Origin of the sequence: Bradyrhizobium sp. LTSP885 (assembly GCF_000938305.1) — a bacterium.
Classification (GTDB): Bacteria; Pseudomonadota; Alphaproteobacteria; order Rhizobiales; family Xanthobacteraceae; genus Bradyrhizobium.
This window is the reverse complement of the sequence record NZ_JYMT01000040.1, coordinates 160514-178147: the sequence shown is the minus strand read 5'-3', so window position 1 is coordinate 178147 and position 17634 is coordinate 160514. Positions and strand designations below refer to the sequence as shown.

Below are 17634 nucleotides of genomic sequence, written 5' to 3'. Positions count from 1 at the left end.
GGATCCGGAGGATGCGATGCCGCGCATGATAGTCGAATGCGGCGGCCGATCCAGCGACCAGGCCATGAATGTTACGGGGGGCTACCCCCCGTAACTCTGCACCAAGCTGCCGGCGACCAGCGACCAGCCGTCGACCAGGACGAAGAAGATCAACTTGAAGGGCAGCGAGACCACGACCGGCGGCAGCATCATCATGCCCATCGACATCAGGACCGAGGCGACCACGAGGTCGATGATCAGGAACGGCAGGAACAGCAGGAATCCGATCTCGAAGGCGCGCCTCAGCTCGGAGATCATGAAGGCCGGCACCAGGATGCGCAGCGACATCTCGTCCGGCGTCGCCGGCGGCGGTTCGCCGGACAGGTCCATGAACAGTTTCAGGTCCTTCTCGCGCACGTTCTTCTGCATGAAGCCGCGCAACGGTCCGGAGGCGCGTTGCAGGGCTTCCTCGACGCCGATCTGGTTGGCGACCAAGGGCTTGATGCCGTCGTCATAGGATTTCTGCAGCACCGGCCCCATCACGAAGGCGGTGAGGAACATCGCGAGCGCAATCATCACCGAGTTCGGTGGCGCGGTCGCGGTGCCGAGCGCGGTGCGCAGCAGCGACAGCACGACCACGATGCGCGTGAACGACGTCATCATGATCAGGACCGACGGTGCGATCGAGAGCACCGTAAGCAGCGCGATCAGCTGGATCGCGCGCTCGGTGACGCCGCCATTGCCGCCGCCGAGATTGATGCTGATATCCTGCGCGACCGCCGGATCGGCGAGCGATCCGGCGGCAATCAGAACAGCGATGAAAAAAACTCTACGCGGGACTGTCCCGGACCTCACGAAGGGGTCTTCGGTCGGCCGAGCAGGGACGCCATCTCGTCTTCGAGATTTTCGAACCCGCTCTTCTGCGGAGCGGGCGCTGGCGGTTCGCTGCGGGCCGGACGGATGACCGGCGCTTCGGGTGCGACCGGCGGCGCGAGGGTGTCACCAGCAGCGGACGGACGGCGCAGTGCGGCTTCAAGCCGTTGCGCCATCTCGGCGAGATTGGCGTCGGCGTTCGATGCGGCTGGCGGAGCCGGGGGGGCCGGCGGTGTCGGAGCCGCGGCGGGCGGCGGCGGAGCAGGTGGTGGTGGCGGTGCCACGGCACGCTCGGGCGCCCGTAGCGGCGGCGGCGCCTTCGGCGGCTCAGCGGCGCGCGGTGGACGGGGCATTGCGGGCTCGGCGCGCGGCAAGCGCGGCGGCATCGGATCGGGGCGCGGTTCGCCGCGCTCGGGCCTGCTCCCGATCAGATCGGGCGTGAAGCCGGCGAGCGGATCGTTGCGGCGCTCTGCTGCGGCTGCGGGCCGGCGGACCTCGTCGGCAAAGGCCGGGCGGGCTGGACGCTGCGGCGGATCCGGCAGTTGCGGTTCGGGATGATCGAAGATGTCGCGGGCGCTGTCGCCATCCCAGGCCGCATCGGGGAGCGGCGCGACCCGCGGCGGCGCTGCGTCGGCGGCAACCGCCGGCCGGGTCGACATCTGATCGCGGCCGGGCGCGGCGCGGACGATGTTGGGTTCCACGACGATGTCGCTGGGCCCGCCGATCATCAGGAGATGTTCGACATTGTCGCGGCGGACCAGCACGAGGCGGCGCCGGCCGTCGACGGCGGCAGCGTCGATCACCGCGAGCCGCGGCATCCGCCCGCGATTGGCGTTGGCGCCAAGACGGCTGCTGCCGAAGCGGCGCACGAGCCATGCGGCGACGCCGATCAGCACCAGCACGACGACGAACGCGAGGATGAATGTAAGTGGTGCCTGCATACTGGAGTCCCCGGCCATGGTGGCCTTCCTCAGCTTCCGCCGTCAGCGAGCGCAGACTGATCGCGGATCGCGCAGCGAATCGCGCCCGAGACTCGCCATATTGCTTAATTCCCCACGGCTTACAGCCGAGCGTTCTATTAATAGACCAAGAATCGCCTGTCCCAAAACGACTTCTCGGCGCCCCACGCTGCCTTGATCCGCGCTGGTTAACGCAGCTTTCATGGCGAAAATGCGCTCGCGAGCCACGGTTGTGGCGTTCTCCACGGCTGATATCCGCATTTTAACCAGCTGTTAACCATGCACCGGGCAAATTCTGCCTACCTCGGGAGGGCCAAGGGGTTGTCCAAGAGGTTAACGGAGTGGCGCCCATGGCCATGAACGATCTACCGATCCTGTCGGCGCTGCGCACCAAGATGCAGTGGCACCAGGAACGCCAGCGGGTGCTCTCCGAGAACGTCGCCAATTCCGACACGCCCAACTTCCGGCCGCGCGATCTGGTCGAACCGACATTCGACCGAGCCGGCTCCACGACCGGCGGCGGCGTCGGATCACTGGCGATGATGCAGACCAGTGGCACCCACATGACGGCCTCGGGCGCCCCCGAGACCTTCGACAATGACCGCGGCAAGAGCGGCTTCCAGACCCGGCCGGCCGGCAACGCGGTCAATCTCGAAGACCAGATGCTGAAAGTGTCCGCCAATCAGATGGACTACGCGGCGGTCACCTCGCTCTACAGCAAGAGCCTGCATCTCTTGAAGACCGCGATCGGCAAGGGCTAGGCCGCGTAGGGGCGGCAGGAGGACAGCATGGCAGACGAGATCAGCGACTTCACCCGCTCGATGAGCATCGCGACATCGGGCCTGCGCGCGCAGTCGGGCCGTATGCGTGTGATCTCGGAGAACATCGCCAACGCCGATTCGACCGCGCAGACAGCGGGCGGCGATCCCTACCGCCGGAAGGTGCCGACCTTCTCATCGGCGCTCGATCGCACGCTCGGCGCCCAGACGGTGTCGCTCGGCAAGGTGCGCCCCGACCGGACGGCGTTCACCATCAAGCACGAGCCGGGCAATCCGGCGGCGGACGCCGCCGGTAACGTCAAATACCCCAACGTCAATTCAATCGTCGAAATGACCGACATGCGGGATGCCCAGCGCTCCTATGAGGCGAACCTCAACATCATCAGCGCGACGCGGCGGATGATCCAGCGCACGCTCGACATCCTCAAATCCTGACGCAACAGAACAACACAGGGATCGTAAATCATGGCCTCACCGACAGTCGCCGCCAACGCATATGCCAGCCTCGCCAAGATGATGGAGCGCGGCGGAGCCGAGAAGGCCGGCCAGGCCACGGCCGGCGCGGGCGGCCCGTCGTTCAGCGCGCTCGTCAAGGATGCCGTCGGCAGCGTGATGGAGACCGGCCAGAAGTCCGATACGCAAACCATGGCGATGGCCTCGGGCAAGGGGAATGTGATGGACGTGGTGACGGCGGTTGCGGAAACCGACGTCGCGGTGTCGACGCTGGTCTCGGTCCGCGACCGCGTGATCCAGGCCTACGAAGACATCATGAAGATGTCGATCTGACGTCCGTAGGACGTCATCCCGGGGCGATGCGCAGCATCGAACCCGGGATCTCGAGGTTCCGGGTTCGATGCTTTGCATCGCCCCGGAACGACGGTGCAAACAACAGCAGCGAGAACAACAATGACCGGCCCTGAAACTCTCGACGTGGCGCGCGATGCGATCTGGACCATTGTGGTGGTGTCGTCGCCCATGCTGGTGGTCGGCCTCGTGGTCGGCGTGGTGGTGTCGCTGTTCCAGGCACTGACGCAGATCCAGGAACAGACCCTGGTCGCCGTGCCGAAGATTCTCGCGATCTTCGTCACATTGCTGCTGTCGCTGCCGTTCATGGCGGACCAGCTAAGCGCCCATATGATGCGGATTTCGTCGCGAATCATCGGCGGTTGATGCAGTAATGTCCCGGTCATGCGCATCGACGTCTCCCTGCTGCCGGCGCTGGCCGCAACCTTCATGCTGGTGTTCGCGCGCGTGGGCGCGATGGTGATGCTGTTGCCGGGTTTCGGCGAGTCCAATATCCCGACCCGGGTGAAGCTTTCGATCGCGCTGCTGCTGACGCTGATCATGCTGCCGCTGCATCGCAATGCCTATCATGTCGACCTGACGTCGATGGCCTCGCTCATTGTGCTGATGCTGCATGAGCTCGTCATCGGCATCGTGCTCGGCGCGACCGCGCGCGTGACGCTGTCGGCGCTGACGGTCGCCGGCTCCGTGATCGCCCAGCAGCTCGGCCTCGGCTTCGTCACCGCCGTCGATCCGACCCAGGGTCAGCAGGGCCAGATCATGGGCAACTTCCTCACCATGCTCGGCATTACGCTGCTGTTCGCCACCGACAGCCACTATCTCGTCATCGCGGCGATCAGCGAGAGCTACCGCATTTTCTCGCCGGGCGAGGTGGTGCCGACCGGTGATGTCGCCTCGCTTGCGACCAGCGCGTTCGCCGCCGCCTTCAAGATCGGCCTGCAGCTGTCGGCGCCGTTCCTGGTGTTCGGCCTCGTCTTCAATATCGGGCTCGGCGTGCTGGCGCGCCTGATGCCGCAGATGCAGGTCTTCTTCGTCGGCGTGCCGCTTACTATCTTGGCCGGTTTCCTGATCTTCGGTGTCGTGCTTGCCGCGATGATGGGCACCTATCTCGATTACTTCATCGGCGTCATGCGCCAGCTTGCTCCAATGAACTAGCGGGCAGGAGCGACCATGGCCGACGATAGCGACGACAAAACAGAAGACCCTACGCAAAAACGTCTCGACGAGGCGCATGACAAGGGTGATGTCGCCAAGAGCCAGGAGGTCAATACCTGGTTCATGATTGCCGGCGCCACGCTGGTGCTGTCGACGTTTTCCAGCTCGATCGGCGGGGGCATCCTGATGCCGCTGCGGAACCTGCTCGCCAATTCATGGATGATCCACACCGACGGCGCCGGGCTCCTCGATCTGACCCGGACGCTCGGCTATGCCGTGGTTGCCGCGATCGGCGTCCCGTTCCTGATGCTGGCGCTGGCCGCGATCGCGGGCAACATGATCCAGCACCGCCTGGTGTGGTCGGGAGAGAATCTGAAACCGAAATTCTCCAAGATCTCGCCGGCCGCCGGCTTCAAGCGGCTGTTCGGCAAGCAGGCGGCGGCGAACTTCCTGAAAGGCCTGTTCAAGCTGATCGCGCTCGGCGCCGTCATGGTCGCGGTGCTGTGGCCCGAGCGCCTTCGCATGGAAGCCTTCATGCGCGTCGACCCGGCCGAACTGCTGCCCGCCATCACCAGCTTGACCGTGCAACTGCTGGGCGCAGTCGTGGCCGTATTGGCGGTGGTTGCGATCGGCGATTTTTTCTTCCAGTACCAGACTTGGTACGAGCGGCACAAGATGTCGCTGCAGGAGATCAAGGACGAGTTCAAGCAGTCCGAAGGCGATCCGCATATCAAGGGCAAGATCAGGCAGATGCGGGCCCAGCGCGCCAGGAAGCGCATGATGGCCCAGGTTCCCAAGGCCTCAGTGATCATCACCAACCCGACCCATTTCTCGGTGGCGCTGCACTATGATCGGGGCAAGATGTCGGCGCCGGTCTGCGTCGCCAAGGGCGTCGACAATGTCGCCTTCAGGATCAGGGACATCGCCAAGCAGCACGACATTCCGATCGTGGAGAACGTGCCGCTGGCCCGCGCCCTCTATGCCACCGTCGAAATCGACGAGGAAATCCCGGTCGAGCACTATCATGCAGTTGCCGAAATCATCGGTTACGTGATGAAGCTGAAGCGCGGGCTGTCCGGGCTGCGTTCGTGAAAACAGGACAGATATCCGCTTGAAATGCCCGTAACTTGTAGATTTGCGTCCTGATGTACTTGCGTTTTCGGGTCCGATTCAGGCACTCAGGGGTGGGCGGCCGGTCCGGGCGCCCCAGCGATGCCGACGAGCCATGTCTCTCCAGATGACCGCCGAAACCAACGATCATCCCGCGACCGAGCCGTTCGTGGCTCACGGACCGGTGCGGCGCGGCGGCAGCATCGTGCTGGTGCTCTTGATCGCGGCAGGTATCGTCGCGGTCGCGGTCTGGCTGATGACCATCGGCCGCAGCCAGGCGCAGCCTTATATCCTCGGCGTCCTGGCGCTGCTGGCCACGGTCGGGCTGTTCAACCTGTTCGCCTTCGCCGCCGGCATCATCCGCTTCTCCGACCGCGCCTCCGACGATCCCGTCATGGGGCGGATCGCCGACCATGCCCATGACGGGCTCGCGGTGACCGACTCGCGCGGCCATGTGGTCTATTCCAATGCCGCCTATCTGACGCTGACCGGCGCGGCCTCACCTCAGGACGTCCGTCCCGTCGAGCGCGTCTTCATCGGCAACCCGGATGTCTCGGAGGCGGTGTTCCGCCTGCTGAAGGCGGCGCGCGAGGGCAAGCGGCAGCAGGAGGAGGTCCGCATCGCCGGCCATGACGGCGATCAGGGCCGCTGGCTGCGGCTTCGGGTGCGGCCGCTCGGCCAGACCAAACGCGAAGCGAGATATTCGGTGTGGTCGGTTGCCGATATCACCCGGGATCGCGAGCGCCAGGAGGACGTGTTCCAGGAACTGCAACACGCGATCGAATATCTCGACCACGCGCCCTGCGGTTTCTTCTCGGTCAATCCGGCCGGCGAGATCGCCTACGTCAACGCGACGCTGGCCAACTGGCTCGACTATGACCTCGCCGAGATCGGCTCGGGCGGGTTGAAGCTGACCGACATCGTCTCCGGCGATGGCGCATCGCTGCTGACCTCGATTGTGCCGGTGCCGGGCGAGGTCAAGACCGAGGTGTTCGACATCGACCTGCGCATGCGCGGCGGCAAGACCTTGCCGGTGCGGCTCTATCATAAGCTCGCCTTCGGCGCCGATGGCGCCGCGGGGGCCTCGCGCACGCTGGTGATCAGCAGGGCGCGCGACGAGCGTTCCGATCCCGAACGCGCCGCCGAAGTGCGCTTCATGCGGTTCTTCGACCACACCCCGATGGCGATCGCCACCGTCGACCGCGGCGGCAACGTGGTCGGCGCCAACGCCCGCTATGCCAAGCTCGCCCAGAGCCTGAACGGCGAAGGCGGCGCCGCCAAGTCGATCTTCCGTGCGGTCAATCCGCGCGACCGTGGCCTCTTGATCGCGGCGATCAACCAGGCCGCGGAGGGGCAGGGCGACATCGCACCGGTCGAGGTGATGCTCGACGGGCCCAAGGAGCGCTCCGCCCAGTTCTTCGTCACCCTGGTTGAGAAGGACGAGCGCGACGCCGAGACCGCGATCGTCTACATGCTGGAGACCACCGAGCGGCGCGCGCTGGAAAACCAGATCAACCAGTCGCAGAAGATGGAGATGGTCGGCCAGCTCGCCGGCGGTATCGCGCACGACTTCAACAACGTGCTCTCGGCCATCATGATGGCGAACGATTTCCTGCTGAACGCGCACAAGCCGACCGACCCGTCGTTCCAGGACATCATGCAGATCAAGCAGAATGCGACCCGCGCCGCGACGCTGGTACGGCAGCTGCTCGCGTTCTCGCGCCGTCAGACGCTGCGGCCGCAGGTGCTCGATCTCGGCGACGCGCTCTCTGATCTCACCATGCTGCTGCGCCGGCTGATCGGCGAAAAGGTCAAGCTCGACCTCGTGCACGGCCGCGACCTGTGGCCGATCAAGGTCGACGTCTCGCAGTTCGAGCAGGTCGTCGTCAACCTTGCGGTGAACGCGCGCGACGCGATGCCCGACGGCGGCAAGCTGATCATCCGCACGTCGAATGTGCCGACCGAACAGGCCGCGCAGCTCGCCAACAAGGGCATGCCGGCGGCGGATTATGTCAAGATCGAGATATCGGATACCGGCACCGGCATCCCGGCCGATATCGTCGACAAGATCTTCGAGCCGTTCTTCTCGACCAAGGAGGTCGGCAAGGGCACCGGCCTCGGCCTCTCCACGGTCTACGGCATCGTCAAGCAGACCGGCGGCTTCGTCTATGTCGATTCCGCGCCAGGCCAAGGCACCACCTTCCGCATTTTCCTGCCGCGGCATCGCCCGGAGCAGGAGGTTGCGCCGGACGCGCAGGCCGGCAACGGCACCGCGAAGGAGACCGCTGCCGCCACCGATGCGGCGAAGCCGAAGCCCGATCTCACCGGGCAGGGCACCATCCTGCTGGTCGAGGATGAGGACGGTCTGCGGTCGCTGAACGCGCGCGGCTTGCGCTCGCGCGGCTACAGCGTGATCGAGGCCGCCAACGGCGTCGAGGCGATCGAAGCGCTGGAGGAAAGACAGGGCGCGGTCGATCTCGTGGTCTCCGACGTGGTGATGCCGGAGATGGACGGCCCGACCCTGCTCAAGGAAATGCGCATCCGCAATCCGGAGCTGAAGATCATCTTCGTCTCGGGCTATGCTGAGGATGCCTTCGAGAAGAGCCTGCCCGAGAACCAGCAATTCGCCTTCCTGCCAAAGCCCTTCACGTTGACCCAGCTGGTTGCGGCTGTGAAGGAAACTATTGCGGCGCAATAGGTCGCGCTTCCGCCTCCACAAGGACCATATCGTCACATTGCCGCGACGGAGGGCCGCAGCCGCGGTTCCCGTTTCCCGCTTCCCTTTTACCCGACCCTGCCCATCTTAGGGGTTCGGTTCCCCAAGCCGGGGATATTCTCGAGGAAACCAACATGAATTTCTCGCAACGCACGCGTGGCATTGTTCGGGCGGTCGCCGTCGCGATGGCACTGGCGCTGCCCGTCATGATGACCATCTCGGCGGCTGACGCCCGCGTCAGCGGCGGCGGCTCGCGCGGTTCGCGCACCTTCTCCGCGCCGCCCTCAACCGCCACCGCGCCGGGAACGGTGGCACCGATGAACCGCACCTTCAGCCAGCCGGGCAGCCCCGGTATGGCCGCGCCGGCCGCGGCCAACTCGGGCGGCCTGTTCGGCCGTGGCGGCATGGGCCGTGGCCTGCTCGGCGGATTGGCCGCGGGCTTCCTCGGCGCCGGCCTGTTCGGCATGCTGTTCGGCGGCGGTCTGTTCTCAGGTCTCGGCGGCCTGTCGTCGATCCTTGGCCTGGTGCTGCAGATCGGCCTGATCGTGCTGGTGGTGCGGCTTGCGATGTCGTGGTGGCAGCGCCGCAATACGCCGGCCGCGGCCTATGCCGGCGGTCCCGCCTCCGGCGTTGGCCCGCAGCCGAGCCAACGCTCCGGCTTCGGCCTTGGTCTCGGCGGCGGATCGGAGGCGCCGGTCGAGATCGCGCCTGCAGATTATGAGGCGTTCGAGCGGCTGCTCAGCGATATCCAGGCGGCCTGGTCGAACGAGGACATCGCGAAGCTGCACACGCTCGCGACGCCGGAAATGGTGTCGTACTTCTCGAAGGACCTCGAGCAGAACAAGGCCCGTAACGTCATCAACAAGGTGACGGGCACGAAGCTCCTGCAAGGCGACCTCGCGGAAGCCTGGCGCGAAGGCGACAGCGAATATGCGACGGTGGCGATGCGGTTCTCGCTGGTCGACACCACGCTCGACCGTGGCACCGGCCGTCTGGTCGACGGCAGCGAGCAGCCGGCCGAGATCACCGAGGTCTGGACCTTCCTGCGCCAGCGCGGCGGCAACTGGGAGCTTTCGGCGATCCAGCAGACCAACTGACCGGTTGTCTGATATGACGATGCAAGCGCCGCGGCTCACCCCGCGGCGCTTTTGCTTTGCGGGGGTCATTTGCGCGTCGCCCGACTGGAATATCTGACTATACCGCGGGTTGATGTCAGCGAACCATAACAACCATCGGGAGGACAAGATGACCATCATTGCCCGGATCAGTGTTGCCGCCGCTTTTGCGCTCGCCGTCGCGGCCGCGCTGCCGGCGCAGGCCCAGACCGCCAACACCAGTTTCTTCGTGACCAGCAACGGCATCGGCAATGGCGGCAATCTCGGTGGGCTCGCCGGTGCCGACAATCACTGCCAGGAGCTGGCGCAGGCCGCAGGCTTCGGCGCACCGAAGACGTGGCACGCTTATCTCTCGACGCAGGCGGCCGACGGCAAGCCCGCGATCAATGCACGCGACCGTATCGGCAAGGGCCCGTGGCAAAATGTGAAGGGCGTCGTGATCGCAAAAGACGTCGCCGATCTGCACAGCGGGGCGAACAATCTCACCAAGCAGACCGCGCTCTCAGAAAAGGGCGAGGTGATCAACGGCCGCGGCGATACGCCGAACCGCCACGACGTGCTGACCGGCTCGCAAGGAGATGGCACCGCCTTTGCCGCCACCGAAGATCGCACCTGCAAGAACTGGACGAGCAGCACGCAGGGGTCCGCGATGCTCGGCCATTCCGATCGCATCGGTCTGCGCGACGACGATGCGTCCAAATCGTGGAATGCGTCGCATCCCTCGCGCGGCCCCGACGGCGGTTGCTCGCAGGCCGATCTGAAGAGCACCGGCGGCGACGGTCTGCTGTATTGCTTCGCGGCGAACTGATCCCGGATTGGTGCGTTGACGCTTGCGCGATCGCCCCGCAGATTGCGCGGCGATATCAATCGTCAATGATCTCCGGGACTCATCCATGCGCTATCAGCTCTATTACTGGCCCTCGATCCAGGGCCGCGGCGAATATGTCAGGCTCGCGCTGGAGGATGCCGGCGCCGGCTATGACGATGTTGCCCGCGGCAAGGGCGGAACGGGCGCGATGATGAAGCTGATGGAGGGGCACAGGGGCACGCCGCCATTTGCGCCGCCGTTCCTCAAGGCAGGCCAACTCGTGATCGGCCAGACCGCCAACATCCTGCTCTATCTCGGCGCGCGCCACGGCCTGTCGCCGAAGGCGGAGGCAGGAAAATTGTGGGTGCACGAGCTCCAGCTCACCATCACCGATTTCGTGGTGGAGGTTCACGATACCCATCATCCGCTGGGCCCGTCGCTCTACTACGAGGACCAGAAGGCGCCGGCGAAGAAGCGCACCGAGGAATTCTGGTCGTCGCGCGTGCCGAAATATCTCGGTTATTTCGAGGGGCTGGTGAAGGCCAATGGCGGCGCCTTCGTCACTGGCCGCCGCATCACTTACGTCGACCTGTCGCTGTTCCAGATCGTCGAAGGCCTGCGCTACGCGTTCCCGAAGCGGATGCAGGCGTTCGAGAAAAAGGTTCCGCGCCTGATCGCGCTGCACGACCGCGTCGCCGAGCGGCCGAACATCAAGGCGTATCTGGCGAGCGAGCGGCGGATCCCGTTCAACGAGGACGGGATCTTCCGGCGCTACAAGGCGCTGGATTTGTAACCCTCTCACCAAAGTCCGGGCACCAGACGATAGCGCACCCGCGCCGCGTAGTCGGCATAGCCGGGCAGTCCCGCCGCCAGCGTACGCTCCTCGATGCGGGTGCGGAATGCGAACATCAGGAAGAACAGCGGCGCGAAGGCGAGGCCCCACCATGAGCCGAGCATGAGCGGCACGCCGACAAAGAACAGCATGATGCTCGCATACATCGGATGGCGGACCAGCGCGTAGGGACCGGTCGCGATCACCTGATGGTGACGCTCGGCCTGCACCTTCACGACCGGTGACGCAAACGAGTTGGTGCGGAACACCCACATGACCAGGACAGTCGAGAGCAGATACATCGCAAGGCCTGCGACGATCAGTGGCACGCCGGCGATGCCGCCGCCAAACCGGCGGTCGAGCCCCATCGTGACGAACCAGAGCACGGCCACCGCCACGAACATCAGCATGAACCACTTATCGTCGCGGGGCTGATCCTCGCGCGCGGTGAAGCGCATGCGTTCGGCGAGCAGTCCGGGGTCGGTCCTGGCGAGCCACAGGCCGGTGGCCGGGCCGATCACGGCCGAGGCGACCAGGTACGTCCACGCCCCTGGCCAGTGCAGCGTGCCGGAGGCTGCGAACAGCAGCGCGCCCATGCCGACGACGAACAGCGTATTCTGCACGAGGAGCTTGGCGATCATTGGCGGCTCCGTGGAGTCCAGGGACCGATCATCGCACGTCTTCCGGCAAACGTGCGGCGGCAACGATCAACTTTCAGATCGCCTCAGACGTTCCCGGGGTCACAAACATATCACTCGCTGTTGCCGCGCCGGATCGTGATCGAGGCCTCGGTCTTGGTGCGCGCGCATTCCAGATTGAGGCGCTTGTAGCGCATCGTGACCTTGTCGCCGCGCAGGATGCCCATGCGCTTCAGGCAGCGCGTGGTGCCGGTCTGGGTGTCGTCCTTCGGCACGGTGAAGACCAGCGCCGCCGCCGAACCGACCAGGTTGAAGAACTCCGGCTTCATCTTGCGGTCGGTCTTGGCGTAGAGCTCGACCGAATAGTCCTTGCCGCGGCAGCCGAGCGACAATTCCTTCGCCGCCGGATGGGTCAGGTAGGTGATGTTGGCGGCGGTGAAATTGACCTTCAGGCCGTCGATCTGGCCGGCGAGCTGTTTTGCGATGTCCTCGCAGGGATCAGCGTGCGCGGGCGCCGCCGCGAAGGCCGCAGTCAGCGCCAACAGCGCGGCGGGCAGGATGGAGCGGACACGGAACGGCAGATCAAGGCGCAATCGTCTGGTCATGAAACCCCCGCGGCGGTATGCGCAGGGTTCATGCAGGCTCCCGCGGAGCCCGTCAATATCTGCTGTGACCGCGGGGCGGTCACAGACGGCCGTTCGGACCTGTCGTCGGCTTAGAACTCGGCCTTGCACTTGCCGTTGTGGGCCTTCGAGACCCCGGCCGACTCGCGCTCGCAATCGTTGCCATAGGTCTTGCCGTCACAGCCGCACACCGGGCGGAAGATCTTGAAGCAGATGTGCGGCTTGCGCACGCAGCTGCCGAACTGGTCGAAGCGGCCGCATGTGCCGGCTTTAAACTGGCAGAACTCCTCAGGGCCACACACGAACCCTGCAAAGCCGCCGCAGCGTTGGCCCGCGGCATTGGCGCCCGAGGGGATCGAGATCAGCAACGCCAGCGCCGCGAACGACACGAAAAGTCCTGTCTTCATGATGGCCTCCCTTGGTTGGTGATGGAATCCCATCATGCGACAACCATAGATTACATGTCTGTGAAGTAGCCCACATGGATTGCGGTCCCGTGCATGGCTGGGCGGCGGCCGGCTTCCCTTTCCTTTGTCCCAAAAATGCTTAGAACGGCTCTATATCGCCGGCCGGCCCCTCGCAGGCTTTAGGTCCGGCCCTCGAACCGACGAGCAAACCCATGAACGCCCCCAGCGCCTTCCCCGATCCGCAGAAGCCCGTTCCGCCCTACAAGCACACGCCGCTGTTCCCGCTGGGCGCGGATACCACGCCCTACAAGAAGGTCACGACCGAGGGCGTGCGGGTCGAGAAGGTTTTGGGCAAGGACATGCTCGTGGTGTCGCGGGAGGCGCTGCGGGCGCTCTCGGAGGCCGCGTTCGGCGACATCAACCACTATCTGCGGCCCGGCCATCTGAAACAGCTCCGCAACATCCTCGAGGACAAGGAAGCCAGCGACAACGACAAGTTTGTCGCCTTCGATTTCCTGAAGAACGCCAACATCGCCGCCGGCGGCGTGCTGCCGATGTGCCAGGACACCGGCACCGCGATCATCATGGGCAAGAAGGGCTTTCGCGTCATCACCGACGGCGACGACGAGGCCGCACTCTCCGAAGGCGCGCGCGATGCGTATCTCCGCCGCAATCTGCGCTACTCGCAGGTGGCGCCGCTGTCGATGTATGAGGAGAAGAACACCGCCAACAATATGCCGGCGCAGTGCGAGATCTATGCCGAGGGCGATGACGCCTACAAGTTCATGTTCATGGCCAAGGGCGGCGGCTCGGCCAACAAGAGTTTCCTGTTCCAGGCGACGCCCTCGGTGCTGACGAAGGACCGCCTGCTGGCGTTCCTGAAGGAGAAGGTGCTGACGCTCGGCACCGCGGCGTGCCCGCCGTATCATCTTGCGATCGTGATCGGCGGCACGTCGGCCGAGCTCTGCATGAAGACGGTGAAGCTTGCTTCCGCGCGCTATCTCGATGCGCTGCCGACCCACGGCTCGGCCGACGGCAATGCGTTCCGCGATCTTGAGATGGAGCAGGAGATCCTCAAGATGACGCAGTCGCTCGGCGTCGGCGCGCAGTTCGGCGGCAAGTATTTCTGCCACGACGTCCGCGTCATCCGCCTGCCGCGCCACGGCGCCTCGCTCCCGATCGGGCTCGGCGTTTCCTGCTCGGCCGACCGCCAGGTACTCGGCAAGATCACCAGGGACGGCGTCTATCTCGAGGAGCTCGAGCACAATCCGGCGCAGTATCTGCCTGCGGTCGAGCAGTCGCTCGGCGGCGACGTCGTCAAGATCGACCTCAACCAGCCGATGAAGGACATCCTGGCGACGCTGTCGAAGCATCCGATCAAGACCCGGGTGTCGATGACCGGCACCATGATCGTGGCGCGCGATTCCGCGCACGCCAAGTTGCGCGAGCGGCTGGAGAAGGGCGAGCCGCTGCCGGATTATTTCAAGAACCACCCGGTCTACTACGCCGGTCCGGCCAAGACGCCCGATGGCTACGCCTCGGGCGCGTTCGGCCCGACCACCGCGGGACGCATGGACTCCTTCGTCGATCAGTTCCAGGCTGCCGGCGGTTCGATGGTGATGGTCGCCAAGGGCAACCGCGCGGTCGCGGTGCGCGAGGCCTGCAAGAAGCACGGCGGCTTCTATCTCGGCTCGATCGGCGGTGCTGCGGCGAACCTCGCCGAGCACTGCATCAAGAAGGTCGAGGTGGTCGAGTATCCCGAGCTCGGCATGGAAGCGATCTGGCGCATCGAGGTGGTCGATTTCCCGGCCTTCATCATCATCGACGACAAGGGCAACGACTTCTTCAAGGAACTGAACCTCGGTTGAAGGCGATCGGCCTCGACGGATTTTCCAAAGGCTGGGTCGCCGTTACCATCGACGGCGACCAACGCACGATGTCCTTCCAGGCTGATATCGCGGACGCGCTGGCGCATCCGTTCGATCGCACCGGCATCGATATTCCAATCGGCATGACTGACGACGGCACGCGAGATTGCGACTTGCTCGCGCGTGACAAATTGCGGCCGCATGCCTCGCGCGTCTTCACCGGAGCGCGGCGCTGGCTCTGGCAGGAATTTGCCGATCCCGACAAGGCGAACATGGACGCGCTGCGCCGCAGCCAGACGCGGGTCTCACGCCAGCTCTGGCACCTCGGCAAGAAAATCATGGAGGTCGATGCGTTCGTGCGCGCGCATCGCGCGCGCGACATCCGCGAGGTCCATCCCGAATTGGTGTTCCTGCGGCTGAACAGCGGCAAGCCGTTGCCGCGAAAGAAGTCGGAGGAGGGCGATGCGCTCCGCCGCAAGCTGCTCAAGCGCGCCGGCTTTCGCGAGATCGATCGGTGGCTGACTGAGGTGCGGATCGGCACCGGCGCGAAACGTGATGACGTGCTGGATGCCTGTGCTGTGGCGCTCGCGGCCTGCGCTCCACACGGCAGCGTTCCCGAAGGCGCGCCGCCGCTGGATGCGCATGATCTGCCAATGCAGATCTGGTTCTAGAGCGGGGCGCTTACGCCCGGCTGCCGGTGAAGGGAAAACTGCCCATCGGGCCGATGCCCATTTCGCCGGAGATGCTGTCGCCGGAGACCTTGCCGCTGAAGTCGAGCGTCAGCGGCATCGGGTTGGTGATGGACACCTTCCAGGCGAGGTCGTCACCATTCACGGTGCCGTCGAAGATCTCGGTCGAATTGCCTTCGGCGCCCTGCGTACCCGTGAGCGTGCCGCCCGAGCTTGCCAGCGACAGCGTCGCCTTGCGCTCGCCCATCGGCGTCGTCATGGTGAGATTCCAGTTTCCGTCCACCGCCATTGATGTCTCCCCTCGAGGTCAAGTGTGCGCGGGGTATAGCCCATCCTGCCGCGCACGCCTAGATCACGACACGATCCAAGAGATCGCGTCGTGATCTCTCCTCTTTGTTTGAGCATGATCTTCTCGGAAAACCGGTCCCCACTTTTCTGGATCATGCTGTTTTGCGCCCTGCGGCGATCAGGCGCGGGCGGCGGCGCGCAGACGGTTGGTGATCAGGAAGCGGAAGACGACGTACTGGATCGCGAAGGCGGCGATCTTGGCGCCGGCCGCGACCACGGTGACGTAGGTCGCCCACAGCTTGATGTCGCCGGTTGAGGCAATCGCGATCGTGCCGGCGCCGAGCGCGAACATCAGCAGGGCCCAGGCATAGCCGGCGAGGGTGACGTATTCCGGGATCACCTCGGTGACGCGCGCCGGCATGTAGCGCAGCATCCAGCCGCGCTTGAGCATGATGGCGCCGATCGCGAAATGCGCGATCGCAGGCTTCGCCAGCACGAAGCGCGGATCGTGGGTCAGCAGCGTGGCGCCGCCGAGCACGATGGCCAGCGCGAGGCTCGCCCAGGTCATGAAGCCGAGCGCTTCGCCTTTCACACGGGCGCGGATCGCCTGCGCGATCGCACCTGCGATCGCCACGCCGGTGGCGAGCAGCACGTTGTCGGTGACGAGATAGACCACCAGGAACACGATGGTGGAGAGAAAGTCGGTCGCAAGCTTGGCCAATACGCTCTTCATCGTCGTGGTTCCGTCCTTGGGCGTTTCTTTGGGGCTGGATGTTGTCGCGTCGAAGCTTCAGTGCGAGAGCAGCGCGCTGGCTGGTGGCGTTCCGTACTTGGCCTTGCGGTACTGCGGATACCATCTGGTGAAGCAGACCGCGCCGTTGCGGGCGGCGAAGGCGACCAGCAGGCCCGACCACAGCGGCAGGTTTGGCACGTAGAGCACCGCGATGTTGCCGACCATCATCAACAGCGCCGCGCCGGTCCAGGCCCAGCAAATCAGATAGTTGACGCGTTCGAAGCTTGGCAGCCGCGTCGTCTCGGCGTCGACGATTTCCATCGCATATTGCCGCGTGAAGGGATGGCGGAGCATGATCGAGGAGAGCGACACCAGGAAGATGCCGGCGTCGACCGCGAGCTTCACCGCAGTGGTACTCAGCGTCGCGTCAACGAAGGTGAGGTAGCTGCCGACCGCCGTGAACACGACCACCGAGCCGAGCGTGAGAGTCTTGATGCTGCGGCCGCGTGCGACATCCAGCGCGATCACGGCAACGCAGATCAGGGCGGCGCAGAGCAGGCTGACAGTGGCCGAGGCCACCAGCATCAGTGCGGCGAAGGCGCCGTAGGGAGCGAAGATAAGGAAGATCGTCATTGGAAGCCTCATCGGTCGATCTTTACATCGTAAAGATACGCTAGGGCTTGGCGGGGAGATCGTCAAGCAAAATCTTTACAGTGTAAAAATCGCGATGATGTATGAAAAGACCAATATTATCAGTCTGTTGACGAATGTTCAGCCGCCACCCGCGGCGGCTCGTGACAGCGTCGTGATCGCACAGCTGACGAGCAGGCCGATCGTGATGACAATGCCGCCGACCCGGCAGACCCGGAATTGCAGCGAATCCGGCGACGCATACATGCCGAGCGGATGGATCAGTCGCGACAACAGCAGCGCGCCCATCAACAGATGCACCCGCGATGCAGGTGCTCCCGACATTTCCAGGAACGCCACCATCAGGGTGATGATCGGGACATACTCCATGAAGTTGGCATGGGTGCGGATGGCGTTGCGCAGCGCCAAATTGCCGCCGTCACTGAACGCCGCGAGGCTGCTCCGCCGCAACCGGATCACCTGCAGCGCGAGGGCTGCGTAGATCAGGGCAAGCACCGCGAGATAGCCTGACGTGATGGATGGCATATGCATGCGAGGCTCCCGGGTGTCGGCGTTTTCCCAACGCTGTCATTCCGGGGCGCGCGTCAGCGCCAACCCGGAATCTCGA

Annotated in this window: 21 protein-coding genes; 12 read left to right on the top strand and 9 right to left on the bottom strand. The window is 64.8% G+C overall.

Translation table 11 applies throughout. From position 1 onward, the window contains the following. Positions 1–81 precede the first annotated feature (81 nt). Both fliP and UP09_RS28095 read right to left on the bottom strand, forming a co-directional pair. On the bottom strand, positions 82–834 hold the full coding sequence (gene fliP, locus UP09_RS28100; protein ID WP_044541586.1) for a flagellar type III secretion system pore protein FliP: 753 nt from the start codon (positions 832–834) through the stop codon (positions 82–84). After that, complete coding sequence (locus UP09_RS28095) at positions 831–1793, bottom strand: flagellar biosynthetic protein FliO (RefSeq protein ID WP_044541585.1); 963 nt, start codon at positions 1791–1793, stop codon at positions 831–833. Before UP09_RS28095 ends, fliP begins: the two co-directional genes overlap by 4 nt. Positions 1794–2161: 368 nt before the next feature. On the opposite strand from UP09_RS28095, the gene flgB reads away from it, so the two are divergent. From flgB to UP09_RS28045, 10 genes are all read left to right on the top strand, one after another. Continuing rightward, positions 2162–2572, top strand: a complete 411-nt coding sequence (gene flgB / locus UP09_RS28090) for a flagellar basal body rod protein FlgB (RefSeq protein WP_044541584.1) — start codon at positions 2162–2164, stop codon at positions 2570–2572. 27 nt (positions 2573–2599) lie between these two features. After that, positions 2600–3025 carry a flagellar basal body rod protein FlgC gene (gene flgC, locus UP09_RS28085; protein WP_044541583.1) on the top strand — a complete coding sequence of 142 codons (426 nt, stop codon included), beginning with the start codon at positions 2600–2602 and terminating at the stop codon, positions 3023–3025. A 30-nt stretch (positions 3026–3055) separates the two neighbouring features. Next, complete coding sequence (gene fliE, locus UP09_RS28080) at positions 3056–3376, top strand: flagellar hook-basal body complex protein FliE (RefSeq protein WP_044541582.1); 321 nt, start codon at positions 3056–3058, stop codon at positions 3374–3376. A gap of 120 nt (positions 3377–3496) precedes the next feature. Then, entirely contained in the window at positions 3497–3760 is a 264-nt protein-coding gene (fliQ, locus tag UP09_RS28075) for a flagellar biosynthesis protein FliQ (protein ID WP_044541581.1), read from the top strand. Positions 3761–3778: 18 nt separating this feature from the next. Beyond that, positions 3779–4549: a flagellar biosynthetic protein FliR gene (gene fliR, locus UP09_RS28070; RefSeq protein WP_044541580.1), complete on the top strand. Its 771-nt coding sequence runs from the start codon at positions 3779–3781 to the stop codon at positions 4547–4549. A gap of 15 nt (positions 4550–4564) precedes the next feature. Then, positions 4565–5641, top strand: coding sequence for a flagellar biosynthesis protein FlhB (flhB, locus tag UP09_RS28065; protein WP_044541579.1), 1077 nt, complete (start codon positions 4565–4567; stop codon positions 5639–5641). Positions 5642–5786: 145 nt separating this feature from the next. Then, the gene (cckA, locus tag UP09_RS28060) at positions 5787–8357 is read left to right on the top strand and encodes a cell cycle histidine kinase CckA (RefSeq protein WP_044541578.1); all 2571 of its coding nucleotides are present in this window, start codon (positions 5787–5789) and stop codon (positions 8355–8357) included. A gap of 152 nt (positions 8358–8509) precedes the next feature. Next, on the top strand, positions 8510–9472 hold the full coding sequence (locus tag UP09_RS28055; RefSeq protein ID WP_044541577.1) for a Tim44 domain-containing protein: 963 nt from the start codon (positions 8510–8512) through the stop codon (positions 9470–9472). Between the two features lie 148 nt (positions 9473–9620). After that, positions 9621–10298, top strand: a complete 678-nt coding sequence (locus UP09_RS28050) for a lectin (protein ID WP_044541663.1) — start codon at positions 9621–9623, stop codon at positions 10296–10298. An 85-nt stretch (positions 10299–10383) separates the two neighbouring features. Then, positions 10384–11091 (top strand): glutathione S-transferase, encoded by a 708-nt coding sequence (locus UP09_RS28045; protein WP_044541576.1) that lies wholly within the window; start codon positions 10384–10386, stop codon positions 11089–11091. Positions 11092–11096: 5 nt separating this feature from the next. On the opposite strand, the gene UP09_RS28040 is transcribed toward UP09_RS28045, so the two are convergent. From UP09_RS28040 to UP09_RS28030, 3 genes are all read right to left on the bottom strand, one after another. Further along, positions 11097–11771 carry a methyltransferase family protein gene (locus UP09_RS28040; protein ID WP_044541575.1) on the bottom strand — a complete coding sequence of 225 codons (675 nt, stop codon included), beginning with the start codon at positions 11769–11771 and terminating at the stop codon, positions 11097–11099. Between the two features lie 110 nt (positions 11772–11881). After that, complete coding sequence (locus tag UP09_RS28035; RefSeq protein WP_044541574.1) at positions 11882–12373, bottom strand: hypothetical protein; 492 nt, start codon at positions 12371–12373, stop codon at positions 11882–11884. 110 nt (positions 12374–12483) lie between these two features. Beyond that, on the bottom strand, positions 12484–12798 hold the full coding sequence (locus UP09_RS28030; protein ID WP_044541573.1) for a Kazal-type serine protease inhibitor family protein: 315 nt from the start codon (positions 12796–12798) through the stop codon (positions 12484–12486). Positions 12799–13010: 212 nt separating this feature from the next. On the opposite strand from UP09_RS28030, the gene UP09_RS28025 reads away from it, so the two are divergent. Beyond that, complete coding sequence (locus UP09_RS28025) at positions 13011–14666, top strand: fumarate hydratase (RefSeq protein WP_044541572.1); 1656 nt, start codon at positions 13011–13013, stop codon at positions 14664–14666. Then, positions 14663–15337 carry a DUF429 domain-containing protein gene (locus tag UP09_RS28020; protein WP_082070317.1) on the top strand — a complete coding sequence of 225 codons (675 nt, stop codon included), beginning with the start codon at positions 14663–14665 and terminating at the stop codon, positions 15335–15337. Before UP09_RS28025 ends, UP09_RS28020 begins: the two co-directional genes overlap by 4 nt. Positions 15338–15347: 10 nt before the next feature. Here UP09_RS28020 and UP09_RS28015 read toward each other — a convergent pair whose 3' ends face one another. The 4 genes from UP09_RS28015 to UP09_RS28000 all read right to left on the bottom strand — a co-directional run bounded on the left by UP09_RS28015 (position 15348) and on the right by UP09_RS28000 (position 17558). Next, on the bottom strand, positions 15348–15644 hold the full coding sequence (locus UP09_RS28015; protein WP_044541571.1) for a hypothetical protein: 297 nt from the start codon (positions 15642–15644) through the stop codon (positions 15348–15350). A 177-nt stretch (positions 15645–15821) separates the two neighbouring features. Next, complete coding sequence (locus UP09_RS28010; protein WP_044541570.1) at positions 15822–16376, bottom strand: inner membrane-spanning protein YciB; 555 nt, start codon at positions 16374–16376, stop codon at positions 15822–15824. A 57-nt stretch (positions 16377–16433) separates the two neighbouring features. Further along, positions 16434–17009, bottom strand: coding sequence for a hypothetical protein (locus tag UP09_RS28005; RefSeq protein ID WP_044541569.1), 576 nt, complete (start codon positions 17007–17009; stop codon positions 16434–16436). Positions 17010–17147: 138 nt separating this feature from the next. Continuing rightward, positions 17148–17558 (bottom strand): MAPEG family protein, encoded by a 411-nt coding sequence (locus tag UP09_RS28000; RefSeq protein WP_044541568.1) that lies wholly within the window; start codon positions 17556–17558, stop codon positions 17148–17150. Positions 17559–17634 lie beyond the last annotated feature (76 nt).